This window comes from Undibacterium sp. Ji42W, from assembly GCF_049340405.1.
Classification (GTDB): domain Bacteria; phylum Pseudomonadota; class Gammaproteobacteria; order Burkholderiales; family Burkholderiaceae_D; genus Undibacterium.
Genome location: NZ_JBMPOV010000008.1, coordinates 142,196 through 166,768, shown reverse-complemented (window position 1 = coordinate 166,768; position 24,573 = coordinate 142,196). Strand labels below are relative to the sequence as shown.

The window sequence follows — 24,573 nt, the reverse complement described above, 5'->3', positions numbered from 1 at the left end:
CATAAGCATGCAATTTGATGTCATTACGCTGTTCCCCGAAATGTTCGCTGCCATTACACAATCAGGTGTAACAAGGCGGGCCTTCGAGCAACAAAAATGCGAATTAAAGCTGTGGAATCCGCGTGATTTTACGACAGACAGGCATCGTACCGTGGATGATCGGCCTTATGGTGGTGGCCCGGGTATGGTAATGCTGGCAAAACCCTTGCAGACCGCAATCGAGTCTGCCAAGGCGCGCCAGACTGCCTTGTCTGCAGTGGCACCCAAAGTGATTTATCTGTCACCACAGGGTAAGCCACTGACACATGAAAAGGTCATGCAACTGGCGGTAACGCCGGGTTTGGTCTTGTTATGTGGTAGGTATGAGGCGGTAGATCAGCGCCTGCTGGATAATTACGTCGATGAAGAAATCAGCCTCGGCGATTTCGTTTTGTCTGGCGGTGAATTGCCAGCCATGGCCCTGATGGATGCTGTCATACGGCAAATCCCTGGCGTCTTGCATGATGACGCCTCGGCAGTGCAGGATAGTTTTGTCAATGGTTTGCTGGATTGTCCGCATTACACCAGGCCAGAAGTCTTTGAAGATCAGGTTGTACCAGCCGTGTTAATGGGTGGCAATCATGCCGAAATCGAAAAGTGGCGACGTCAGCAAGCACTGGAAGCCAGTCAGTTAAAGCGCCCGGATTTAATCATCGCAGCGCGTGCGGCAGGCTTGTTAAGCCGTGCCGACGAAAAGTTTTTAAGCAGTTTGTAGTATTTTCCTGCTCTCGGGCGGGAATTAATAAGCGTGAATCTTCAATGATTCACATGTTAAACCCCATCCTCTACCGGGCATCAGCCAGAACCAGATTCTGCGGCGTCGGCAAGATGGTCATTGGAGTAAAAAATGGATCTGATCCAAAAATTAGAGCAAGAAGAAATTGCTCGCCTCGGTAAGAGCATCCCTGACTTTGCGCCAGGTGATACAGTAGTGGTGAGCGTCAACGTTGTTGAAGGTACTCGCAAACGTGCACAGGCTTACGAAGGTGTAGTTATCTCCCGTCGTAACCGTGGTTTGAATTCCAACTTCATCGTCCGTAAGATTTCTTCCGGCGAAGGTGTTGAGCGTACATTCCAGTTGTACTCCCCACTGATCGCTTCTATCGAAGTGAAACGTCGCGGTGATGTACGTCGTGCAAAACTGTACTATCTGCGTGAACGCTCTGGTAAATCTGCTCGTATCAAAGAGAAATTGCCAGCACGTAAAGTTGTTGCAGCAAAAGCAGAGTAATATCTGTTCTAGCCGTATTGAAAAAGGATGCTCCGGCATCCTTTTTTTATTGGCAAGCGGGGAGTTGATGTTCGCTGCCATACAAGTCAAGAATATACAGACCAACAATAAAGTTAATTGTCATTGTGAGCAAACCAGTTTTTGATCCTGAAAGCTTCCCTATACATTCATTGGGTGAAGAGAATGCTGTGCCTGTGGCACATCTTTCGCCAGCATGGTTGCGCCAGCGCTTTTTGCAGGAACGTGTATGGACACCGGAAGTTGTCGATGAGAGTTTTTTCTCCAAAAACCTGCCTTTCCGGCCTGCCTCGGTCCTGATTCCCATCGTCATGCGCGATGAGGGCCTGACCATGCTCCTGACCGAAAGGGCGGCGCATCTGAATCATCATCCTGGCCAAATCAGCTTTCCTGGCGGGCGCTATGAAGAAGAGGACCTCGATCCTGTGACCACAGCCCTGCGCGAGGCAGAAGAAGAGATAGGCTTGCAACGTGAATATGTAGAAATTCTGGGGAGTCTGCCAGAATATAAAACTGGCACAGGCTACCAGGTCAGTCCCATAGTCTCATTGATCATGCCCGGTTTCCCCATACGTACCGATCCCTCAGAAGTAGCCTCGATTTTTGAAGTGCCTTTGAACTTCCTGATGGATGGCAAAAATCATCAGCGCCGCAGCTTTGATTTACCTGACAATGCAGGCAAACGGCATTTTTATGCGATGCCATACCAGCAGCATTTCATCTGGGGCGCAACGGCGGGCATGCTGCGCAATCTGTTTCATTTCCTGCGCGCCTAAAACTCTAAAGTCTTTCCCAAGAGAACAAAGCTTCATAATCTGGGCAAATCGGTTTACACTTGCCGCATTTGCAAATTGATTGTTTGCAGCATTGCGCTGCAACATAAGCCCAGTCTACCATGACCTTTATTTCTATCCTGTTAGCGCTGTTGATTGAGCAGCTCAAGCCCTTGCGGGCAGATAACCCTATCTATACGCAAATCCAGACGCTGTCTGACAAAATCGAAGCATCCTTCAATGCGGGCAAGGTCAAGCATGGCCGCCTGGGCTGGTGGATAGTCATCGCCTCGCTGACACTGCCAACGGCGCTGATCTATTGGCTGTGCCTGCGCCTGAACCCGATTGCCGCCTTGTTGTGGAATGTACTCATCGTTTACCTGACTTTGGGTTTTCGCCGTTATAGCCATTATTTCACCTCAATACAATTGGCCCTGAGCTCTGGTGATGAGGATACCGCCAGGCGTTATCTGGCCGAGTGGACGCATCTGGATACTACCGGCCTGGAAGTGTCAGAAATTTCCCGCCTTGCCGTCGAACGTTCATTGATCGCCACCCACCGCAATGTATTTGGTGTTTTCTTCTGGTTCCTCATGCCTGTGGGTCCGGCCTGTGCTGTCATGTACCGGGCAGCAGAATATTTGTCGCGCGCCTGGAATGAGCCTGAACATATGAAAAACGAAGAATTTGGTATCTATGCGGCCAAAGTCTTTTACTGGATAGACTGGGTGCCAGCCCGCTTGACAGCTGTCGCCTTTGCCGTAGTCGGCAATTTTGAAGATGCCGTGTATTCCTGGCGCAATTATGCTGACCGCTGGTCGGATGAACTGGTTGGCATCCTCCTGTCCGCTGGTGGCGGTGCCCTTGGTGTTCGCCTTGGTGAGCCAGAAGAAAAAGCCATGGTCTTGCAAGCAGATGCGACAGCAGTCGATGTCGATAGCCTGGAGCTGGAAAGCCAGCCGGGAGCTGAAGCCTCACCCCGCGCCTTGCAAAGCGCAGTCGGCCTGGTCTGGCGGGCATTATTGTTGTGGATGCTGTTGTTATTGCTCCTTTCCTTCGCAGTCTGGATATAATTTAAAAGCTGGCTCTGTTAAAACGGTGCCAGCTTTTTTGTTATGACAGATCTGAATATCGCGTGATGATATTCAGAGTAGAAGGAGCATCATCTTTATGTCAGAGAGCTTTGCAGGCCAGTGCCAATGTGGCGAAGTGCAATACCAGGTAAAAGGTGAGTGCCTGACTTTGTTCACCTGCCATTGCCAGGATTGTCAGCGGCAATCATCCAGTGCTTTTGGCATGGCACTCTGGATACGTCTTGGTGAGATGCTGTTAAAGACTGGCCAGCCCAAATTATGGCTGCGAAAAATGCCTTCCGGGCGCGAGATGGAGTGCAGCTTCTGTCCGACTTGTGGCACACGCTTGTTTCATCGACTGCTGGGCCAAACAGAGATCATCAGTATTAAACCGGGTACACTGAACGATACCAGCAGTTTGCAAGCGGTTGCTCATATCTGGACCAGGAGTGCACAACCCTGGTTGAATCTGGATAAAGATTGCTTGCAATACGCTGGTAATCCAGACGATTTCCAAACGCTGATTGCAGCGTGGGAAAACAAAATTTTTCCGGATAAAATGAAACAATAATGAAAAAAATTACTGCCCCTGGTATCTGCCTGCGTGCTTATGGGCTTGATGATGCTGACATGTTTGCTGCCGTAGTCCGTGAATCAATAGAAACCGTAGGTCGCTGGATGGGCTGGTGCCATGCTGATTTCAATAGTGACCACGCTCGTGACTGGTTTGCGGCATGCGATAAGGCGCGTGAAGAAGGCACGGCCTATGAGTTTGGTATCTTTAGCGAAGATGGCAAAGTATTGTTGGGTGGTGCGGGCTTGAACATGATCAGCAAGCTGCATAATTACTGCAATCTTGGCTACTGGGTCAGGCAGTCTGCGCAAGGGCGGGGCATCGCGAGTCAGGCGGCGATATTGCTGGCAGACGCGGGCTTTAAGCAACTGGGTTTTTACCGCATAGAGATTGTCGCTGCCGAAGGTAATGTCGCCAGCATTGCCGTTGCAAAAAAAGTTGGTGCGCAACTGGAATGCATGGCACGTAACCGCCTGGTGGTCAGCGGTGTACCAGTGACGGCCGCTGTACATGCATTATTGCCGCAAGACTGGCAGGCCAAATTGAATTATCTGGTACAAAAATAAAAGCTTGCGGGCAGCAGCTTGCAGGCATCAGCCCGCAGCCCGCTTGCTTCCATCTATGGAGATCCATGTCAGAGCGCAACACCAGTATCGATATTGCCAAAGGCATAGGCATCATCCTGGTTGTCTTTGGACACAACTGGATCATCGCGCATGATCATGGCGAGCTGTTCCGCATTATTTTTTCTTTCCACATGCCCCTGTTTTTCTTTTTGTCCGGGGCTGTCTTGCATCAGGAGACTGGTTTCAAAGACTTCCTCGCCTTCAAGATTGATGCGCTATTAAAACCCTTTTTCGTCGTGCTGTCAGTGTGGGGGCTGGCACGCATAGTCTGGTCAGGCATCGATGCCCGGGGCTATTTTCTGGGTATGTTATATGGCACAGGCAGTACCATAGAATGGGTGCCGCTGTGGTATTTACCCCACCTGTTTCTGGCCATTATATTCGCCTGGATAATTTTGCGTCTTATGCACCGTCTGCGGCCCGGCATGTTGTTGCCCTCACTGAGTATTATCATCCTGTTAGCCTTGGGCATCATCATGACTCAGCAATTTGCCGGGATGGATACCCAAAAGTTTGAAAGTCTCAATCTTGTGCTGGGGAACCGGCAGCACAATTTCCCCGGCTTGCCGTGGAGTCTGGATCTGGCAGGTGTCAGTACCGCTTTCATTTTGCTTGGTTATGTCATGCATGAGCATGTCATGCGCTTTCGATTCCAGCCCTGGATTTTTGAGATTGCCTTGCTCCTGTTCGCTGCCTTGCATTTCTTTTTTGATGAGACCATAGACCTGAACATGCGCCAATATGGCAACTGGTGGGTCTCAACCGCCCAGGCCTTACTGGGTATCTACCTGGTGCTGTCGCTATCGAGTTGCCTGCAATATGCGGGCAAGCCAGGTAAGGTACTGGCTTATCTGGGCACCAGCAGTTTATTCATCATGATCTTCCATTCTTGGATAGAGTGGAAAGTATTTGGCCTGCTGTCGCGGGTGAGCACATATGCCTATCTGAACGCGAGCCTGGCATTTGTGGCTGGACTATTGCTACCCCTGTTGTTATTGATGCTGGTCAAAAAGAACAAGTTCTTGCATAGCCTGCTCTTGCCCAGAACTCATGTACCCAAAGTGCGCGGCAGTACCTGATCAGACCGTGTGCGTTTGCGTTTGCTTTTACATATTGCGCTAAATTGATTATTAATTTGCGATGCATGTACCAAGGTCAAAAAGGACAGTGACTATCATGACCAGTGAGCTCCTCGATGAGATTTATAAACGTGCAGAAGATCTGTCAAAGACAGATCTTCATCCCAGCCATGTGGTAGAACTTTTGGAAGTATATGTAAAATCACGTCCCCAGCACGCCAGGGCCTGGTCACTCTATGGTGTGGCTCTCAAGGATCTGAGCCGGAATAAGGAGAGTTTGCAGGCCCTGATCACCGCCTATGAGCTGGCACCCGAAACTTACAAGGGGTTCGTCGCAATGCAGATTGCTGTATTGGTGCAGGATTTTCAGTCCCCCAAAGATGCACGTCCCTGGTTTGAGGCGGGTTGCAAGCATGCCGATATTGATCATGGCTGGCCATGGATACTCAAGGGGGCAAACCTCTTGTACATGGAGGAATTTGATGCAGCGATTAGCTGTTTCGAGACAGCTTTGCGTGAAGATCATGACTTGAAAGATGAGGCGTATTTCAATTTGGGCCTGGCTTACCGCGCACAAGGCAGGTATGAACAGGCAATCGACAGTTTTAAAAGTGCACTACAGATTAATCCCGCTCATGAAGAAGCGATTAATGCACTCGCCGGGATGGATAATTTGCTTGAGACATTCAGGCTGATAGCAGAGTACAGAAAAAATTCTGGTGAAATACATTAAATTAATTACTCAGCATATTTCAACATATTCATGCGACTAATTTATTGGCCAGCCTGCCCCAACGGTACACGGATATAACTGCCACTGAGTAATTGCAATTCAAACGGCTGGCCTGCATCGGCAATCGTCTCATCACTGTTGTATCCCGGGGTTTGCCTTCCATGTCACCACGTTCAAGCGGGTTTTTCCCCATTGTCTGTACGGGTTCTGTCAGCGTGACCAGCGCATCAATACCCTGCGCTAAAGCAGGGGGCAAGTTCAGAGCAAGAACAAGAGCGGCGAGATTAAGGCACAAACGCATGTGTCACCTGAGAGCCAAAGAAAGCGAAGTGATGTCTTTAAAAGTGGACCATAAAGATAACATAATTAATAGAAACGGATTTTAAGAATCAGTTGCTTTGATTGCTGGCGTGCGTGCTGAATTCATCCGGCATTTCTTCAAACTGTGCAATCCTGGCCAAGAATTGGCGTGTCCGGATAATGTCATTACCTGCCAAGATATCGGTAAAAGCCTGGAAGCGGACAGAGTGCTGCAAGCGGCCCGACAACAATTTGGAAATACCTATTGCCAGCGGGATGAACAAGACGCCACCTAACAGGCTGGGGCCGATGAAGTTAGCGGTTTTAAGGTACAGATCTACGCCAAATACACCCTTGAACAGCACCAGTATGAAAGGAATGAACCAGACTATCTGCCCCAGCAAAAATGCCCACTTGAGCAGGTTCAGGCGCCTGGTCTTGTGTTCTGCCAACTGCTTTTGCACGACAGTGACGGGCTGACTAAAATCCATGTCCTGCAAGGCATGGCGCAAGCGGTGATTGCATATCGGCATGGCGACGGTCCATGCCAGCAGGGCAAATGCAGGCAAGGCAAATTGCCAGTTGCTGATGTGATGCGAAAGAAACCAGATCAGGTATATCAAGACTGGTGTGCCAGCGATGATTTCATATTTATCTGTCCAGCTCCATTTAGCGATGTCGCGCCTATGCTGCTCCAGCAAGGATAATCGCAGCATCTGGGTATTCATTCTGACGGCCTGTTCCAGGCGCTGGTCGCGGGCTTGCCATTCGGTTTTCAAGAGATCGAGATTCATGTCAGCTACTTTCTGCAAAACGGGTTTGCAATTTCTGTTTGATGCGCGTCATGCGCGTGGCAACATTGGCGGCACTCAGCCCCATGATGCTGGCGATTTCGTCATTGCTGTGGCCATCCATGAACAACAGGATCAGGGCGCGGTTAAGTTCATCAAGCTCGCTGATGAGTTTATCAAGCGTGCGCATATTGTCACTCTGGGCGTTGTAAAGCTGGTCTGCCTCGGCAATGTCGAGACCAAATTCTTCCAGCGGCAGGGTATCGCGTACCTGTCGCGTCTCACTGCGGTAGTGTGATATAGCGACATTCATGGCGATGCGGTACATCCAGGTAGAAAACAGTACACGCTGATCAAAACTGCGAAAAGATCTCCACAACTGCATGACCATGTCCTGCACCAGGTCACGCCTGTCTTCTGCTTGGCGGCAATAGCTATAGGCGAGCTTATACAGCAGGCGTTTATGCGCGGCGAGTTGCTGCAAGAAGAGTTCTTCGTCCATATGCCCGTTCATATACTCGTTCATATACCCCGGGCCCTCGCAGGCCGCGGGCCATTCAAGTGCTTGCCTATCCAGGTAAACCTGACCAGATAGTGATAACTGAGCAAAGCCACAGCCAGCGTCCCCAGCAAGACCGCTGCCAGTTTGATGGCCCAATGCCACTCACTGCGCGACACCAAAGCCTGCAAAGCCATCACCAAGGGCAGGTGCACCAGATAAATCCAGTAAGATGCATCAGCCAGATAGCGTACCCTGGTGTTTGCCTGCCTCATGCAGCTTAACGCCACACCAGTCAGGCCAAAACAAAAATGCCAGGCAGCCGCCGCATATAGCCAGGCAAAAATCAATTTGCTTTCATCGTGCACTGCGGGCACCAGTCTTGGTACCAGGCCGCCCAGATAAAGACAGATAGCGCTCATCAATAGTGCAAGACCCAGGTGCCAGCGCCAGCGTTGCTGCCACCGTGGCAATGTAGCAGGTGATTGCTGCAACATCCAGCCAAAGCCAAACGCCATGCCAAAACTGACCCAGGCTGCCCGGCCAGGGTAGAGTGACTGATCTGGCGTAGGCACGCCAAACCAGCTCACCCAGTAAGGCGTATAAAACAAGGCAAGCGCCACCGGCAGTGCCAGCAACATGGGGCCAAGCCAGCCTGACATTACGGGCATGAGCCAATCTGCGCAGCGTCTCATTTGCGGCAAGATACCCAGTTGCCTGCAGACAGCCCAAAGACCCAGATATATCACATACAGCAGCGTCAGCATATACAAAAACCACAAGTGCGCAAGCGGGAAACTGTCAGCCGTAAAAGCCGGTGGCGGCGGTGACTTTTGTGGCAGGCTACCGCCATTGCGCACCCAGGCAGCCAGCACGATGGCGGCAACGATCGCTGCAAATATCACAGGCCAGCCAAGTAGCAAGGGCAGGGTGATGCGTTTGAGCCTGTCCTTGATAAAACCAGCCCAGCCTTTCTTTTGCAAAACCAGGTGGGCAAAATAACCAGCCAGCATAAAGAATAAAGGCATCCTGAACATATGGATGACAAAAAACACTGGTCCAAGCAGCTGGGTTTTTTGATCGTCACTGACCATCCAAAAAAATGTGGCGCCAGGCAAAAAAGAAATGCTCGCATGCAAAAGCATGCCCAGCAACAAAGCCCCGGCACGCAAGGCATCCAAGCCATGCAGACGCTCGCCAGTTGCTGCCGTTTGCACGGTACTGACATGTGCAGGTAATGTAGATTGGTTTGCATTACCTGCATTAATAGTGGCATCGCTCTGCATGATGGCTCAGTTCGCTAAATTCGCAGCGCGTTGAAAACGGCTGGCAGCAATTGCCGGATTATTTTCCACCGCATCCACCACTATGCTCATGCGCTGCGCAGAACCTTTGGTACCTATCTCAAAACGATAAGCCACCATCAGGCCATCATGCAGGCGATAATCACTGGTATAGACTTCCAGCTCAGTCATGCGACCCATGACAGGGCGCTTTTGCAGGCGCTTGATCTCCAGAAAACTGTCGGCATCCAGATAGATAGTCGATTCACCCGTAGCAGGAATGCTGACCTTCAGCACATGCACACGCCGCCCATCAAGCTTCTCCATACCCGCATATTGCAAGGGGAACCCGCGCTTTTGCGACGCCACCAGTATCCCGTCAAAATAACTTTCTTCGAGCATGGCAGGCAATTCTTCGGCTGATAAATCAACCGCCTTTTTGCCACTAGTCAGAAAGGGGTCTATCTTCCACGCATCTTTACCATCATAAGCCGATACCTGTGTTTGCCCTTGCACCAGCACATCCCGCCGTAACAGGTTGGGGCGCTTTGCTTCTACTGTCACCGGTATGTCAAACGGCGCCATCCCTATGATGCGCAATTTAACGCGGCGCGACTGCGACTTGCTCACATCCCCCAGCGCCGCCAGATGCGCTTGCATCACGCGCTCCAATGTTATATCGGCATTGGCTGGCAAGCTGGCTTTGGCAGGCTGCGCAAATGCGCTGCAAGACCAGCATGCATAAAATAAGACAAGTATAAAACCGCGCATTAAAATCAAACCGTACATGATATCTCCCGGAAATAATGAGTTCATGTCTAGCGAGCTTGATGCATAGCTTCGCTAAACCCTTGCTCTGTTATTCGCCGGGGATAAGAAAAATTTACAGTTTTTCTGAAATTTTTTTTATAGACATGAGAGCACGAATTCTCATGCATGGTTAATCAGCTCTGCATTGGTTATAATCTGCCCATGCGCATTTCTTCCTCATTCCGGCACCTGACGATATGGCTTGCATGTCTTGCCTTGTTGCTCAATGGTTTGCTGCCAGCCATGGCTGGCGGGATGGGGGCGGGCGTGCCTGTTGTCGTTGCGCCTGGGGTTGTCGAGGTTTGTAGTGTTGAGGGTGTCAAGCTTGTTGATGCCGTGACGGGCAAACTGATCAAACTGGTTGCGGGCAAGTCTGCGCAAGACAAGCAGCATATGGCGGCGCATTGTGCTTATTGTGTGCCGCACGCAGGGCATGATTTTGTGTTGCCTGGTGCTTTGTCCTGTCCGCCAGAGGGTAAGTTGGCAGAGGCAGCGCCTTTGTTGTTTTATCAATCTCCCCACGTTTTATTCATCTGGACGGCGGCGCAGCCGCGTGGCCCGCCTCTCCATCTGGTTTGATTCTCCCTGCTGTTTTGCCCCTTGCTCACCGGTGTTGTTCGTGAGCAGGTAAGACGATATCAATCCATCATCTCATTATGATTAATGGCGATGAATGAAGAAAAGAAATCAACATGAAACGTCGTTCTGTACTGACCCTGCTGGGCAGCCTGTCTTTGCTGGCTTGCAGCCGCACGCCTGTGACTTTTACCGGCATTGATATTACGGGTGCCAATTATGCCAATGATTTTCATCTGCGCGGGCATGATGGCAAGGACTACAGCCTTGCCAGTTTCAAGGGTAAGCATCTGCTGATATTCTTTGGTTTTACCCAGTGCCCGGATATTTGCCCAACAGCCCTGAGCCGTGCAGTACAGATACGCAAATTGCTGGCAGACAAGGCTGAGCAATTGCAGGTTATTTTTATTACTATAGACCCGGAAAGAGATACACCTGAATTGCTGGCACAATACATGAAAGCATTTGACCCCAGCTTTTTGGGCCTGTATGGCGACATGAAAGAGACGCAGGAAGCGGCCGCAGCCTTCAAGGTGTTTTACCAGAAGGTGCCCAGCGGCAGCTCTTATACCATGGACCATACCGCAATCAGCTATGTGTTTGATGACAAGGGCAAGATACGCCTGGCATTGAAGCACGAACAAACCGCAGATCAATGTGCAGCAGACTTGCGCACACTGATGACTGCCTGAACTACATTAAAGGAAAAAAACGATGAACAAAATCAATAACATCATGATGGCGGTAGCTACTACTGTATTTGCCATCTCTGCACAGGCACAGGTCACGGTCAGTGATGCCTGGGTGCGTGCCACGGTTGCGCAGCAAAAGGCGACAGGTGCTTTCATGCAGATCAAGTCCGTCAAGGATGTGCGCCTGCTGGAAGTGCGCTCGCCAGTTGCAGGTGTGGCCGAAATTCATAAAATGGAAATGACCGACAATATGATGAAAATGCGCCCCGTCGATGGTATAGACCTGCCTGCCGGCAAGTTGGTGGAACTCAAACCCGGCTCTTACCACATCATGCTGCTGGACCTGAAGGCGCAGGTCAAGGAAGGGGATGTGGTACCTGTGACCCTGGTTGTCGAGGGCAAGGACAAGAAGCGTGAAACCCTGGAGATCAAGGCTATCGCCAAGCCCCTGAACCAGGCAACGCCACATTGATGGAGGCCATATGAGTACAAGCAGAAGAGCAGGGCGTAACAGTTTTATCGAGCTGTTGCAGTGCTTTAATGTTGCGGCAATCTGTGCGCTGGCAGTGTGGCATGCCTATGCATTTTATTTGCATCAGGCCATGTCGCGCGTAGCCAGGCCAGCCGAGATAGAGTTTTTGCCATTGCCTGCGCATCAGCAAACTAACCCGAGGATAATCACATGAAAAAATTTCTGTTTATCAGCATGTTCACCGCAAGCAGCCTGCTGGCACAGGCAGCCCATGCCCATGTTACGCTGGAGCAGGCTACTGCTGCCGCAGGCGCCTACCATAAGCTGACATTCAAAATCGGCCATGGTTGTGAAGGTAGTGCTACTAATGCGGTCAGGGTCAGCATTCCTGAAAATGTCAGTGGTGCCAAACCCATGCCCAAGGCGGGCTGGAAGATCGATACCAGTGTACAAGCGCTCAGCGTACCTTATAACTCGCACGGCAAAACTATCACTCAGGATGTGCGTGAAGTTAGCTGGACAGGCGGCCCTTTGCCTGATGCTTATTATGATGAGTTTTCAATACAGGTGAAATTACCTGAGAAAGCAGGCAAGGTGTATTTCAAGGTCACGCAGTTATGTGAAAAAGGCAGGCTGGACTGGGTGGAAATCCCGGCAGATGGCCAGACTGCCAAAGGCTTGAAAACACCAGCACCAGTGTTGGAAATATTAGAAAAAACAGAAGTAGCGCATCACCATTAAGTATTTTTGTGCGCTTGAAAAATCCCCCATCGTGAAAACACGATGGGGGATTTTTTTCTTATTCACATGCCGTGGCCCGATTTGTCTGCCGAGTCTGGCACATGAATTTACAGGATATTCAAAGTTACTTCGATATTGCCGCGCGTTGCATTGGAATATGGGCACACTTCATGTGCCTTGTGTACCAGGGCTTCTGCTTCGGCACGGTCCATACCAGGCAGACTGACGTTCAAGGTAACAGCCAGACCGAAGCCGCCTTTGCCATTTGGACCTATGCCAACCAGGCCATTGATGGACACGTCAGCAGGCAGTGCGATTTTGCCAGCGGCGGCAACAAATTTCATCGCGCCGATAAAGCAGGCGGAATAACCGGCAGCAAACAATTGCTCAGGATTGGTGCCTTCGCCACCTGCGCCACCCAGTTCTTTTGGTGTCGTCAATTTGACGGAAAGTTGATTGTCGCTGGAAACGGCGCGGCCATCACGACCGCCAGTTGCTGTTGCATTTGCTGTGTAAAGTACTTGCATGGTGAACTCCTGATGTCAATTGACTGGTTGATTTACTGCTTATTTACTAGATTATTAAGTTCGACCGCTGAGTCGATGAATGAACTATAGCGAACAATTTAATTGTGTGCAATCTAAATGTCGATTGTCTTTTTCTATCATCGCGATAGCATCAGTAAGCCAGAATAGTACAAACGATGAGAAATGTTAAGTATTTAGTAATTGATGGAATCATTAACTCAAGAATGATTCGGTCAAGGATTTAATAATTCATTGCGCAAATCACTGAGCTGGCTACGCAATTCCATCAGCGTCTCCTTGCTCTGCCCACTGGCGCAGAGGATTTTTTGTGGAATGTCGAGCGCAGCGTTTCTTAAATCCTTGCCTGCAGGTGTCAGGGTAATCCTGACCTGGCGCTCGTCAGTCTCGTCGCGATGCCTTTGCAGCATGCCATTGGCTTCCAGCCGTTTCAGTAAGGGCGTCAGCGTGCCTGAGTCAAGGAACAGGGCATGGCCTATGTCTTTGACCAGCACATCATCCTGTTCCCACAAGACCAGCATGACCAGATATTGCGGATAAGTCAGGCCCAGCTCTTCAAGCATGGGCTTGTAGGCCTTGGTCAGCGCCAGTGAGGATGAATACAGGGCAAAGCAAAATTGATTTTCCAGTGCCAGCATGTTGACGGGTGTTTCTGCGGGTGTTTTCATTTTTGGGACTCTGGAAAAATTCTTAAATGGATCATATGCAAGCATGATAAACAGTTTTTGTCAGCGCCGTGCTGAACTTGCTTGCACGCAGGCTGACTCCTGAGGAGGTGCTGCAAGGTATAATGTCGGCCATTGCGCGTGCACTGCCACGCCCCACTGTAGGAGGTAAACCGTGACTTTCATAGAAAAACTTTCCGCTGTCTGGACAGCCAATAATTCCCTGCTGTGCGTAGGCCTTGACCCTGATGTCAGCCGTTTCCCGGCAGAGATAGCTGGTAAACCAGATGCCATTTATACATTCTGCAAAACCGTGATTGATGCGACCGCAGAGCTGGCTTGTTCCTTCAAGCCACAAATCGCCTATTTTGCTGCCCTGCGCGCTGAAGACCAGTTGGAAGAAATCTGCCGCTATATCAAGACTACTTATCCGCATATTCCAGTGATACTTGACGCCAAGCGTGGCGATATAGGCGCAACAGCGGAGCAATATGCGCGCGAAGCTTTCGAGCGTTATGACGCAGATGCTGTGACAGTCAATCCTTACATGGGTTTTGATTCAGTCGCGCCTTACCTTGAGTGGAAAGACCGTGGCGCCATCGTGCTGTGCCGCACTTCCAATGCGGGTGGCTCTGACCTGCAATTTCTTGATGTCGGTGGCAAGCCCTTGTATCAACATGTGGCGCAACTGGTGGCGGATAAATGGAATACCAATGGCCAATGCGCACTGGTGGTGGGTGCTACCTTCCCAAAAGAACTGGCGCAGGTGCGCGCAGTCATCGGTGACATGCCTTTGCTGGTGCCGGGCATAGGTGCCCAGGGTGGCGATATTGCCGCGACTGTGCAGGCAGGTAAAACAGCAAATGGCACAGGCATGATGATTAATTCTTCACGGGCCATTTTGTATGCCCAGCCAGTTGCTGGTGAAAGTACGGTTGATGCCATCCGCCGTGTGGCTTTAGAAACACGCGACGCTATCAATGCACACCGTGAATAAATGATATTCACCGGGGTATCACGATATCCCGGTATTTCTTCATGATCAAATCATAGTAACCATTTTGCTTGAGCAGCTTCAAGACCTCGTCCAGTTCATCCCTCAGCGCTTCAAAATGCGCCTTCTTGGCAAAGCCGAAGTAGGTTTCCTGTTCCTGTAAGACAGGGTGGAGCACCTTGGAATTATTCAGCAAGCCCATTTTCTTCATGTCATGAATAGCCCCAAAATGGTTGCTGATGAGGATATCGAAGCGCTTAGCCAGCGCCATGTTGATGGCATTGGTCTGGTCGCTGGCCAATTCTACGCTTAACAAACCGCTCTTGCTGAATTCATCAAACTTGCTGCCATAACTCATACCCCTCACTGCACCAAACCTGTATTGCGACAGGTGGCTGAGTTCGCCATCAAAGCTAATATTGCTATCATTCTTCACCCACAGGCTGATGGTCAGCAGCAAGACGGGTTCCTTGGTGTAGGTGATGAATTTTTCGCGTTCAGGAGTTTTGAAAGCCGTAAAGATGCGATCAACTTCACCGCTTTTTACTATCTCCAGGCTGCGCCGCATGGGGTAGACATGGATGGTGACCTGATGCCCCATCAGCCGGAAAGCTTCTTTAACGATATCAACGGCGATGCCTTTAACCTCACCTTGTTCTACATACTCGTAGGGTGGGGAACTCAGACTTGCCAGTTTGAAAGTGGCGGCAATACTATCCGGAGTGAGCAGCAGGGCCAGCACGATTGCCAGCAGCGATAGAAAAATGGTGCGCATCTGGTTACCTCTTTCAGATGCCACACTCATCAGGTGGACGCGCAAAAATGTGGTGAAATCCGGATGGCAATGAGTCTGCGCAAAAGACGCAAACTCATTGCCCGCAGCAAAGTCAATTCATTGTGTCGCTTGATAATGTGCGCTTATTTTGCATTGTGATCTGCATTAGAAACTGTGACGTATGCCCACATGCAGGGCACTGTCACCGGAACCGGCTTCAATGGCGCTGCCTACTGTGTAGCCAGCACCATTCTTGTTGTCTATCTTTGCGTAAGCCCCATACAGATCCGTTCGCTTGGACAATGAATAGATATAGGCCACTGCCAGTTGGCTTGCGTCCTGATTTTTCACGGTCTTGTCGTCTTTGCGGATATACGATGCCAAAATCTTGTTGTTACCAAATGGCACAGTTACACCCAGTAAGAAATCTGTGGAATCTGTTGAAGCTGTCGGTGCAATCAGGCTGCCGAAAGGATTGGCTGTATTGCGCAATGGTGAGCTGTTCAGGCCTTTGTTAACGCCGTAGGCCAGATGGGCTTTGGCCATACCAAAATCGTAGGTGGCAGCCAGCAAAGTGGTCTTTCCATCGTCCGTATTTTTCAGTATGGCCGTGTCATTGTTGCGGTTGTGGTAGCCCAGACGCACAGCGAAGGGGCCAGAGGTATAGGCAATGGCAGCACCAAGCTGGCGACTGGCAGAGTTATCACCGGCAGTTTCGCCAAAGCCATATGCCAGCTCACCCGTCAGGCCATCAAAAGAAGGTGTGACATATTTCAAGGTATTGTCCATACGGCTGGAGCCTGTGCCGGAATTAGGCATGATGTTGGCGGCGTCACCCGCGAAACCGGTACCAAAAGGATCTGCAAAAGCCAGTGTCAGGTATTCTGGTGTGTACTGACGACCAGCAGTCAGCGTACCAAAATCACCCTTGACGCCGACATAGGCCTGACGTCCAAACATCAGGCCACCCTGGCCCGATGAGCCTGTATCGACATTGATGCCGCTTTCCAGCAGGAAGAATGCAGACAGACCGCCACCCAGATCTTCAGTGCCTTTAAAGCCCAGACGAGAGCCGGAACCGATGCCACTGGTCAGTTTACTGACAGAGCCTGCGCTGCTGCCTCTTTCCAGCGCGATGCCCATATCGACGATGCCGTAAATGGTCACAGAAGATTGTGCAGAAGCGGCGCTGGCAAAAATGCCAGTAGCGCCAATGGCGCTAAGTAAGGCTAAAGCAAGGGAGGTCTTTTTCATTTGATTCTCTCAAAAAATAGATAAGGAAACGATGTCGCTGTTAAAAGAATCGCCGTTGCTATGAAGCTTCACTGGGTGAATGCATGCTTGCGCGCTGCGTATCCATTTGATCCGGGATCAGCGATAAGGGCGATTACCAACCGAAAATCCTGTGATTGCAGTCGGTAATTTATTATCGATGAAAAATAAGATATTTACATATAAATTATTAATAAAACGTTGATAAATAATTGAAAATGCGTTGTTAAAAAGTTGAAATTGAGTAGAGGGAAATATTTTTAATGAAGAATCTTGTCTAAAGATTTTTAGACATGCGTTTAAAAAAATAGCCAGTGACATGCCGTCACTGGCTATTTTTTCTTAGCTCATGCTTTCGCCGTAAATGATGGGATGAGGAATGATATAAATCATATAAAAATCATGCCTTGCCATACCCACCACCACCCGGCGTTTCAATCACGAAAATGTCGCCAGGCTGCATCTCGGTGCTGGCAACAAAACCCAGCTCTTCAGTCCGGCCATCATTCCTGAAGACATAGTTTTTACCGCAGGCACCAACGGCACCGCCGGCGGCACCAAAGGGCGCATACACGCGATTATTCGAGAGTATTGAAGCCGTCATCTTTTCCAGGAAGCGTATCTTGCGCACGCCGCCATTGCCACCATGCCAGCGGCCAACACCGCCTGAATCTGGCTTGATTTCATAGCTCTCCAGCCTGACGGGGTAGCGCCATTCCAGTATCTCCGGATCAGTCAGGCGTGAATTCGTCATATGCGTTTGCACTACGTCGGTACCATTGAAACCTTCACCCGCACCAGAGCCACCAGAGATGGTTTCATAGTATTGATAATCATCATTACCAAAGGTGAAGTTATTCATGGTGCCTGGTGAAGAGGCCACCACACCCAGCGCACCGTAGAGTGCATTGGTGATGCAACTTGAGGTTTCCACATTGCCGGAGACTACAGCTGCCGGATAGCGTGGATTGAGCATCGAGCCTTCAGGGATAATGACTTTGAGTGGTTTCAAACAACCGGCATTGAGCGGGATGTCGTCGTCAATCAGGGTCCTGAACACATATAAAACCGCAGCCATGCAAATCGCGCTCGGTGCATTGAAATTGTTATTCAGTTGCGGCGAGGTGCCGGTGAAATCGACTTCGGCAGAACGTGATGCATGATCTACGCGAATGGCAACCTTGATGATTGCACCATTGTCGAGCTTGTATTCATAGCTGCTGTCTTGTAATGCGGTGATGACACGTCTTACCGCTTCTTCTGCATTGTCTTGCACATGACCCATATAGGCCTGCACGACATTGAGGCCATAGTGCTGCACCATCTTGAGCAATTCATCGACACCTTTCTGATTGGCGGCAATCTGTGCCTGAAAGTCAGCCAGGTTTTGATGGACATTGCGGCAAGGGTATTTGCCGGAAGAGAGCAGGGCGATGGTTTCTTTTTCCAGTAACTTGCCCGCGCTGACCAGTTTGAAATTATTGATCAACACACCTTCTTCTTCCACTACCGTGCTGTCTGCCGGCATGGAGCCAGGTGTGATGCCGCCTATGTCGGCGTGGTGGCCGCGTGAGCCTACATAAAACAGCACTTCGGTGCCTTCTGCATTAAATGCAGGTGTGATCACCGTCACGTCAGGCAGGTGTGTACCACCGTTGTACGGGTCATTGAGCATATACACGTCACCCGGCTGCATGCTGCCTGCATTGGCGCGGATGATGGTCTTGATACTGTCGCCCATGGAACCCAGATGCACAGGGATATGTGGTGCATTCGCAATCAAATTGCCTTCTGCGTCAAACAGGGCGCATGAGAAATCCAGACGCTCTTTGATATTGACCGAGAAGGCCGTATTTTGCAGGCGCAAGCCCATTTGTTCGGCGATACTCATGAACAGGTTGTTGAATACTTCCAGCATCACCGGGTCGGCCTTGGTACCTATGGCCTGCCGTTTGGGGCGTGCTTCCAGGCGGGTGAATACCAGATGATTAAGTGCGGTGACTTCTGCACCCCAGCCTGGTTCTATGATGTTGGTGGCATTTTTTTCTGCAATGATGGCCGGGCCCTTGATTTTGTCACCAGGGCGCATGTCGTCACGGTCATACAAACCTGTGTCATGCCATTGTCCGCCTGAGAACAACCGGACGATTTCCACTGGCTGCAAAGCCTGATCATCTTCTCTTGGCGGCAGGTAGTCAGGGCTTTCATTACCTTCACCAGAGTGTCCTATGGCTTCTACAGAAATCGCTTCAATGACGAGCTGCTTGTTGGACATAAGGAATGAATAGCGTTTTTTGTAGGCAGATTCAAACTGATAAGTCATGCTGGCAATATCCTGCATGGCCACCACGATAACAGAGTCAGTACCCTCATAGCGCAAGTGCACACGCTGCTTGACGCTGAGGTTTTCTGACGCAACACCCTGGCTCAGTAAATCATTGCTGGCTGCATCGGACAAGCGCGCCAGTTCTTTTTCCAGTGCGGGTATGGAGGTGGGCGCCAGCGGCAATTCCATGGCCAGTTCGCGCATGGCAGTCTGGTCTGCCAGGCCCATGCCATAAGCAGACAAGACACCTGAGAATGGATGGGCAAATACCTTGGTCATGCCCAGCGCATCTGCCACCAGGCAGGCATGCTGGCCGCCTGCGCCACCAAAGGTAGTCAGGGTATAGTCAGTCACATCATGGCCGCGCTGTACAGAGATAAATTTAATGGCATTGGCCATATTGCCAACCGCAATTTCAATAAAGCCCTCAGCTACTTCTTCAGGGGACTTGCGTATGCCTGTGGCTTTTTCTATCTCTGCTGCCATGGCGGTGAATTTTTCTACAACGGCATCACGGTCAAGTGACATGTCTGCTTTGGGGCCAAACACTTTGGGGAAATAAGTTGGCTGGATTTTACCCAGCATCACATTGCAATCAGTCACCGCCAACTGACCACCACGCCGGTAGCTGGTAGGGCCGGGATTGGCACCAGCACTGTCCGGGCCCACGCGATAACGGGTACCGTCAAAATGCAGGATGGAGCCGCCGCCAGCAGCAACGGTATGTATGCTCATCATCGGTGCCCGCATCCTGACACCGGCAACCTGGGTTTCAAACTCACGCTCGAACTCACCAGCGTAGTGAGATACGTCAGTCGATGTGCCGCCCATGTCAAAACCGATGATCTTGTCAAAACCTGCAGTCTGGGCAGTACGCACCATGCCAACGATGCCGCCTGCCGGGCCTGACAAGATAGAGTCCTTGCCCTGGAAGCGGTGAGCATCTGTCAAGCCGCCATTGCTTTGCATGAAGAACAGGCGCACGCCATCCATCTTGCTGGCGACCTGGTCAACATAGCGGCGCAGAATAGGGGACAGATAGGCATCCACTACGGTCGTGTCACCACGCGAGATCAGCTTCATCATCGGGCTGACCTTGTTGGAAATCGAAATTTGCGTAAAGCCCGCTTCAGCGGCCAGCTTACCTATGATGTCTTCATGCTGGGTATGTCGGTAGCCGTGCATGAGCACAATGGCCAGTGCGCGGTAACCATCTTTATAGAGAGTAGCCAATTCATTTTTGACCTCAGCTTCATCCAGGGCTTGCAACACATTGCCATGTGCATCGATGCGTTCATCAACTTCCACGACTTTTTCATATAAGAGTTCTGGCAAGACGATATGGCGGTCAAACAGGCGAGGGCGGTTTTGATATGCAATGCGCAGGGCATCGCGAAAACCTTTGGTAATAATGAGCGCAGTCGGGTCACCCTTGCGTTCCAGCAGGGCATTGGTGGCAACGGTGGTGCCCATCTTGACGGCAGACACCAGCTCAGGCGAAATATTCTGGTCGGCTGTCAACCCCAGCAGGCCCTGTATGCCTGCAACGGCTGCATCTTTATATTGTTCAGGATTTTCTGACAGCAGTTTATGGGTCAGTAATTTGCCATCCGGGCGGCGCGCCACGATATCGGTAAACGTACCACCTCTATCTATCCAGAATTGCCAGCGTTGATCTTCAACGAAGTCATTGTGTGCCTGTTTCTGTTCGTTCATTTTGCAACCACCTTTCATAAAGAGATGTTGCCGTTTTGCCGGCAAAGTCTTATCTCGGTCTGGAGCCATTTCCGCCCGGGCCTGCAAACTTTGTGTCAAAAATCAGACATATATTTGTTTGCATTTTATGCCGGGAAATATCAGAAGTAATGGATACCTAATATTAAAAAAGCAAAAATTTCACTGTTCTTGTGCATTGCCGCCACTGCGTGGTGCAGTTCTTTTCATTCTGGTTTTCATCTTAATAACAGCAAGGAAAAAAAATTTATAAACATCTTGTAGATTTTTCCTTTGATGATATTGTAGTAGTTATTGAGATTAAATGTAAGATATTTTATTGACGTTTTATCGATAAAACGTTTACGATATAAATGTAGAAGCGCACATGGAAGAGGCAAATGATGTCGGATTCAATTAGCAACAAGCTTAGTTTTTCCTGCGTATTTGCTCTTTCTCGCAAGAGATTTGCTGGTATTTATATGTTGGTGGCAGCAGTCATCACTACAAATGCACAGGCTGAGGCGATGGATATACGCATCGCCACCGCCTATGCTGCAGATAACTTCCAGACCATGAATTTGCAACAGTTCGCCAGGGAAGTAGCAGGTGCCAGTAATGGCCAGGTCAAGATGACTGTGTTTCCTGCTGGCAGCTTATTAAAACCGGCAGAGATATTTCCTGGTGTAGTGAACGAAAAAGCCGAGGCTGGTGAAGTCATCATGTCCAGCCTGGCAAAAGAGATACCGGTGTTTGGGCTTGATTCTTTACCATTCACCGTCAGGGGTTATGAAGATGCACATAATCTGTGGATGGCTTCCAAAACGGAAGTGGAAAAAGCACTGACCAAGCGTGGTTTGAAGTTACTGTATTCAGTACCGTGGCCACCTCAGAATCTGTATTCCAAAAAGCCGCTGAGTTCGCTGGCAGATTTCAAGGGTATGCGCATGCGTAGTTATAACCCGGCCAGTGAGCGCATCGCCGAGTTGGCAATGGCGACTGCAGTACCAGTACAGGTGATAGACCTGGAAAAGGCGATCGCCAGCGATAAACTGGATGTGATGATTACCTCAAGCTGGACCGGGGTAGAAACCAAGGCCTGGAGCAAGATGGCGTATTACTATCAAGCGAACGCATGGATACCAAAAAATATTGTCTTCATCAGCCAGAAAGTGTTTTCCAGATTAGCTGCCGAGACGCAAAAGAAAATGATGGATGCCGCCCAGGCCGCAGAGAAACGCGGCTGGACTATGAGCCGCGAAAGTGATGCTGGCTTTGAAAACCAGCTACGCAATAACAAGATCAAAGTAGATCGGGTAGATGCACTATTAAGAAATAACCTCGACAGGCTGGGAGAACAGTTTGTCAGGGAGTGGTTAAAAACAGCAAGCAGCGAAGAAGTATCGATTTTGTTGAAATACACGACTGAAAGGTCGATGAAGTAAATCTTTGGCTGACAAGTACCAAGGAATCTTTGATTAAGTGTAGCGAGCGGCGCTAGTTTTGGGTTAAGAAGCGCAGTCGTACGATTGTACGGCGAGCATCGCAGGCCCAAAATAGCGCCGCGCAGTAACTTAATCAGAGATTTCCTGGCGAGTGCAGGCAAAGGCAGATGTGGCAGCATAGGAAATGGCTCTCTTCAGAGTAAGAGTAGAGGGCTTACATTTAATTAAATTGGAGCGTTTAATAATGTTTACAAATACCATCAAAAAAATTGCCCGTGCCGGCCTTCTGGTCAGTTTGGGGCTCAGTTTTTGCTACTCTGCCTATGCGCAGCAAGAAATCAAGATAGGCGTTATCTATCCATTGTCCGGTGCTGCTGCATCCTCAGGCAGTGAAATGAAAAACGCGCTGGAACTGGCTGCTGATATCGTCAACAACGGTGCCAAAAGTGTTCCCAACCTGCCATTTTCTGCTGGTGGTGGCTTGCCTAATCTGAAGGGTGCAAAAATTAAACTTGTATTTGCTGACCACCAGGGTAATCCGCAAATCGGCGCGACTGAAACAGAAAGGCTGATTACGCAGGAAAAAGTAGTCGCCATCGTTGGTGCCTACTTTAGTAACGTGACGGCAACGACCAGCCAGGTGGCAGAAAAATACAAGATCCCCTATGTGAATCCTGAGTCATCTTCATCGACGCTGACGCAGCGCGGCTTCAAATGGTTTTTCCGCACTACAGCCCATGATGATTTGTTCGTTCATAATTTCTTTGAATTTTTCAAAGAGCTGGAAGCCAAAAAAGGCATCAAGGTCAAGCAACTGGCCACTTTCAATGAAAACACTTTGTGGGGTAATGAGACCACCAAGCTGGAAACCAAGCTGGCAGCAGAAAAAGGCTACAACCTGGTAAAGACGATCGTCTATCCCGCCAAGAGCACGCAACTGACTTCTGAAGTTCAGCAATTGAAATCAGCCAGCCCGCAAGTCGTCATGCAGTCTTCTTACTTGGGTGACGCCATCATGTCCATGAAAACCTATAAGGAACTGGGCTTTTCACCTGACATGATCCTGGCGAACAATGCTGGCTTTACCGATACAGAATTCCGTCGCACGCTGGGCAAGGATGCTGATTACGTCATCACCCGCGAAGTCTGGTCACCAGATCTGGCAAAAAATAATCCGCTGATAAAACAAGTCAATGATTTGTATAACAGCAAATACAAGGCTGACTTTACCGGCAACTCTTCGCGCACTTTTACTGGTCTGATGACACTGGTTGACGCGATTAACCGCGCCGGTTCTACCGAGCCAGAAGCCATCCGCAAAGCATTGACTGAAACCAATATCCCTGCCAATAAACTGATTATGCCTTGGAAGGGTGTGAAGTTTGATGAACATGGTCAGAACGTTTTGGGTTCCGGCATCCTGGTGCAGATCATTGATGGTAAATACAACACAGTATGGCCGTTTGACCTGGCGACCAAGGATGTGGTGTGGCCAATGCCTAAGTGGGATCAACGCAAATAATAAAGCTCGTAAAACATGAAACATGCTCGCCGGGCCCTTGGCTGGGTGAGCAAAAAGATACTCAGTAAATTGTCTGACGAATACCTGACGTCGGTTTTACATAGCTATACATAAGAGGAAGTGCGAGGAGAAATATGTCCCTTGAAATTATTATTCAAACCCTGGCGTCAGGGATCTTGATCGGTTTGATCTATGCGCTGGTGGCGATAGGGTTGACGCTGATATTTGGCGTCATGGATGTCGTCAATTTTTCCCATGGTGAATTTCTGATGTTCGGCATGTATTCCAGTTTCTGGATGTACTCGCTGTTTGCATTGGACCCCATATTTACCCTGCCTTTAACGGCGCTGTTTTTATTTGCGCTTGGTGTCATCCTGTACAAACTGATCATCAAAAAGATCACCAATGCACCCATGCTGTCGCAGATTTTTACTACCTTTGGATTGATGATGTTGTTCCGCGGTCTGGCGCAGTTTTTCTGGAAACCAGACTTCAGGACGGTTGATCATTCCATCGTGTCTGGCGCGGTACAAATATTCGGCATACAGGTGGGCATGCCGCAGGTGACTGCGGGTGTCGGAGCTATTCTGGTAACGATGGGCATTTATCTGTTCCTCACCAAGACCCGTGCCGGTGCTGCGCTGGAAGCAACCGCTGCAGACAAGGAAGCCGCACAACTGATGGGCATAGATTCACAAAAAATGTTTGCCATGGCCTGGGGCATAGGTGCGGCTTGCGCTGGTGTGGCGGGTGCTTTGCTGTCCACCTTCTTTCCCATCTTCCCGGAAGTGGGCGCGAACTTCATCCTGATTGCTTTTGTGGTGGTAAACCTGGGTGGTTTCGGTAGCGTAATTGGTGCCTTGTTTGCCGGGATTATTGTCGGTGTCATTGAGGTCATGGGAGGTTTCCTGATCGGGCCGCAATATAAATTGGCATTGGTGCTTGGCTTGTTCCTGGCGGTGTTGATGTTCCGTCCGCAAGGACTGATGGGTAAGCAATAGCGTAG

27 protein-coding genes are annotated in these 24,573 nt (G+C 49.9%); 17 read left to right on the top strand and 10 right to left on the bottom strand.

The window, feature by feature from the left end; genetic code table 11:
- Positions 1-7: 7 nt before the first annotated feature.
- The 8 genes from trmD (at position 8) to ACO0LG_RS18550 (ending at position 6,146) form a co-directional block, all read left to right on the top strand.
- On the top strand, positions 8-754 hold the full coding sequence (trmD, locus tag ACO0LG_RS18585) for a tRNA (guanosine(37)-N1)-methyltransferase TrmD (RefSeq protein WP_423029045.1): 747 nt from the start codon (positions 8-10) through the stop codon (positions 752-754).
- Between the two features lie 132 nt (positions 755-886).
- Positions 887-1,270 carry a 50S ribosomal protein L19 gene (rplS, locus tag ACO0LG_RS18580; protein ID WP_186954768.1) on the top strand — a complete coding sequence of 128 codons (384 nt, stop codon included), beginning with the start codon at positions 887-889 and terminating at the stop codon, positions 1,268-1,270.
- A gap of 125 nt (positions 1,271-1,395) precedes the next feature.
- Entirely contained in the window at positions 1,396-2,064 is a 669-nt protein-coding gene (locus ACO0LG_RS18575; RefSeq protein ID WP_423029043.1) for a CoA pyrophosphatase, read from the top strand.
- Positions 2,065-2,183: 119 nt separating this feature from the next.
- On the top strand, positions 2,184-3,134 hold the full coding sequence (locus tag ACO0LG_RS18570; protein WP_423029041.1) for a CobD/CbiB family protein: 951 nt from the start codon (positions 2,184-2,186) through the stop codon (positions 3,132-3,134).
- Between the two features lie 97 nt (positions 3,135-3,231).
- Complete coding sequence (locus ACO0LG_RS18565) at positions 3,232-3,705, top strand: GFA family protein (RefSeq protein WP_423029039.1); 474 nt, start codon at positions 3,232-3,234, stop codon at positions 3,703-3,705.
- Positions 3,705-4,274, top strand: a complete 570-nt coding sequence (locus ACO0LG_RS18560) for a GNAT family N-acetyltransferase (protein ID WP_423029037.1) — start codon at positions 3,705-3,707, stop codon at positions 4,272-4,274. Before ACO0LG_RS18565 ends, ACO0LG_RS18560 begins: the two co-directional genes overlap by 1 nt.
- A 65-nt stretch (positions 4,275-4,339) precedes the next feature.
- A complete protein-coding gene (locus tag ACO0LG_RS18555) occupies positions 4,340-5,413 on the top strand; it encodes an acyltransferase family protein (RefSeq protein ID WP_423029035.1) in 1,074 nt (357 codons plus the stop codon).
- A 97-nt stretch (positions 5,414-5,510) separates the two neighbouring features.
- Positions 5,511-6,146, top strand: coding sequence for a tetratricopeptide repeat protein (locus ACO0LG_RS18550; RefSeq protein WP_423029033.1), 636 nt, complete (start codon positions 5,511-5,513; stop codon positions 6,144-6,146).
- Positions 6,147-6,174: 28 nt separating this feature from the next.
- On the opposite strand, the gene ACO0LG_RS18545 is transcribed toward ACO0LG_RS18550, so the two are convergent.
- The 5 genes from ACO0LG_RS18545 to ACO0LG_RS18525 all read right to left on the bottom strand — a co-directional run bounded on the left by ACO0LG_RS18545 (position 6,175) and on the right by ACO0LG_RS18525 (position 9,808).
- On the bottom strand, positions 6,175-6,402 hold the full coding sequence (locus tag ACO0LG_RS18545; protein WP_423029031.1) for a hypothetical protein: 228 nt from the start codon (positions 6,400-6,402) through the stop codon (positions 6,175-6,177).
- A 133-nt stretch (positions 6,403-6,535) separates the two neighbouring features.
- The gene (locus ACO0LG_RS18540; protein ID WP_423029029.1) at positions 6,536-7,240 is read right to left on the bottom strand and encodes a hypothetical protein; all 705 of its coding nucleotides are present in this window, start codon (positions 7,238-7,240) and stop codon (positions 6,536-6,538) included.
- A gap of 1 nt (position 7,241) precedes the next feature.
- Complete coding sequence (locus ACO0LG_RS18535) at positions 7,242-7,739, bottom strand: RNA polymerase sigma factor (RefSeq protein WP_422971018.1); 498 nt, start codon at positions 7,737-7,739, stop codon at positions 7,242-7,244.
- Between the two features lie 20 nt (positions 7,740-7,759).
- The gene (locus ACO0LG_RS18530) at positions 7,760-9,022 is read right to left on the bottom strand and encodes an acyltransferase family protein (RefSeq protein WP_423029027.1); all 1,263 of its coding nucleotides are present in this window, start codon (positions 9,020-9,022) and stop codon (positions 7,760-7,762) included.
- 6 nt (positions 9,023-9,028) lie between these two features.
- A complete protein-coding gene (locus ACO0LG_RS18525; RefSeq protein ID WP_423029025.1) occupies positions 9,029-9,808 on the bottom strand; it encodes a LolA family protein in 780 nt (259 codons plus the stop codon).
- A 183-nt stretch (positions 9,809-9,991) separates the two neighbouring features.
- Between ACO0LG_RS18525 and ACO0LG_RS18520 the strand changes: the two genes are divergently transcribed.
- The 5 genes from ACO0LG_RS18520 (at position 9,992) to ACO0LG_RS18500 (ending at position 12,310) form a co-directional block, all read left to right on the top strand.
- Positions 9,992-10,408 (top strand): DUF2946 domain-containing protein, encoded by a 417-nt coding sequence (locus ACO0LG_RS18520; RefSeq protein WP_423029023.1) that lies wholly within the window; start codon positions 9,992-9,994, stop codon positions 10,406-10,408.
- 113 nt (positions 10,409-10,521) lie between these two features.
- Entirely contained in the window at positions 10,522-11,097 is a 576-nt protein-coding gene (locus ACO0LG_RS18515; RefSeq protein WP_423029021.1) for an SCO family protein, read from the top strand.
- A 22-nt stretch (positions 11,098-11,119) separates the two neighbouring features.
- Positions 11,120-11,569: a copper chaperone PCu(A)C gene (locus tag ACO0LG_RS18510; protein ID WP_423029019.1), complete on the top strand. Its 450-nt coding sequence runs from the start codon at positions 11,120-11,122 to the stop codon at positions 11,567-11,569.
- 10 nt (positions 11,570-11,579) lie between these two features.
- Positions 11,580-11,783 carry a hypothetical protein gene (locus tag ACO0LG_RS18505; protein WP_423029017.1) on the top strand — a complete coding sequence of 68 codons (204 nt, stop codon included), beginning with the start codon at positions 11,580-11,582 and terminating at the stop codon, positions 11,781-11,783.
- A complete protein-coding gene (locus ACO0LG_RS18500; protein ID WP_423029015.1) occupies positions 11,780-12,310 on the top strand; it encodes a YcnI family protein in 531 nt (176 codons plus the stop codon). The genes ACO0LG_RS18505 and ACO0LG_RS18500 overlap by 4 nt, the downstream gene beginning before the upstream one ends.
- Before the next feature lie 107 nt (positions 12,311-12,417).
- On the opposite strand, the gene ACO0LG_RS18495 is transcribed toward ACO0LG_RS18500, so the two are convergent.
- Complete coding sequence (locus ACO0LG_RS18495) at positions 12,418-12,837, bottom strand: organic hydroperoxide resistance protein (RefSeq protein ID WP_110257224.1); 420 nt, start codon at positions 12,835-12,837, stop codon at positions 12,418-12,420.
- 233 nt (positions 12,838-13,070) lie between these two features.
- Positions 13,071-13,523 carry a MarR family winged helix-turn-helix transcriptional regulator gene (locus tag ACO0LG_RS18490; protein WP_423029013.1) on the bottom strand — a complete coding sequence of 151 codons (453 nt, stop codon included), beginning with the start codon at positions 13,521-13,523 and terminating at the stop codon, positions 13,071-13,073.
- Positions 13,524-13,695: 172 nt separating this feature from the next.
- Between ACO0LG_RS18490 and pyrF the strand changes: the two genes are divergently transcribed.
- Complete coding sequence (gene pyrF, locus ACO0LG_RS18485; RefSeq protein WP_423029011.1) at positions 13,696-14,517, top strand: orotidine-5'-phosphate decarboxylase; 822 nt, start codon at positions 13,696-13,698, stop codon at positions 14,515-14,517.
- Between the two features lie 7 nt (positions 14,518-14,524).
- Here pyrF and ACO0LG_RS18480 read toward each other — a convergent pair whose 3' ends face one another.
- From ACO0LG_RS18480 to ACO0LG_RS18470, 3 genes are all read right to left on the bottom strand, one after another.
- The gene (locus ACO0LG_RS18480; protein WP_423029009.1) at positions 14,525-15,289 is read right to left on the bottom strand and encodes a substrate-binding periplasmic protein; all 765 of its coding nucleotides are present in this window, start codon (positions 15,287-15,289) and stop codon (positions 14,525-14,527) included.
- Between the two features lie 165 nt (positions 15,290-15,454).
- Positions 15,455-16,543: a porin gene (locus ACO0LG_RS18475; protein ID WP_423029007.1), complete on the bottom strand. Its 1,089-nt coding sequence runs from the start codon at positions 16,541-16,543 to the stop codon at positions 15,455-15,457.
- Between the two features lie 418 nt (positions 16,544-16,961).
- Positions 16,962-20,603, bottom strand: a complete 3,642-nt coding sequence (locus ACO0LG_RS18470; RefSeq protein WP_423029005.1) for a hydantoinase B/oxoprolinase family protein — start codon at positions 20,601-20,603, stop codon at positions 16,962-16,964.
- Between the two features lie 479 nt (positions 20,604-21,082).
- Here ACO0LG_RS18470 and ACO0LG_RS18465 point away from each other — a divergent pair, with 479 nt between their 5' ends.
- The 3 genes from ACO0LG_RS18465 to ACO0LG_RS18455 all read left to right on the top strand — a co-directional run bounded on the left by ACO0LG_RS18465 (position 21,083) and on the right by ACO0LG_RS18455 (position 24,568).
- Complete coding sequence (locus tag ACO0LG_RS18465; RefSeq protein ID WP_423029003.1) at positions 21,083-22,045, top strand: TRAP transporter substrate-binding protein; 963 nt, start codon at positions 21,083-21,085, stop codon at positions 22,043-22,045.
- A 244-nt stretch (positions 22,046-22,289) separates the two neighbouring features.
- Complete coding sequence (locus ACO0LG_RS18460) at positions 22,290-23,567, top strand: ABC transporter substrate-binding protein (protein ID WP_423029001.1); 1,278 nt, start codon at positions 22,290-22,292, stop codon at positions 23,565-23,567.
- A 134-nt stretch (positions 23,568-23,701) separates the two neighbouring features.
- On the top strand, positions 23,702-24,568 hold the full coding sequence (locus ACO0LG_RS18455; protein WP_423028999.1) for a branched-chain amino acid ABC transporter permease: 867 nt from the start codon (positions 23,702-23,704) through the stop codon (positions 24,566-24,568).
- Positions 24,569-24,573: the final 5 nt, after the last annotated feature.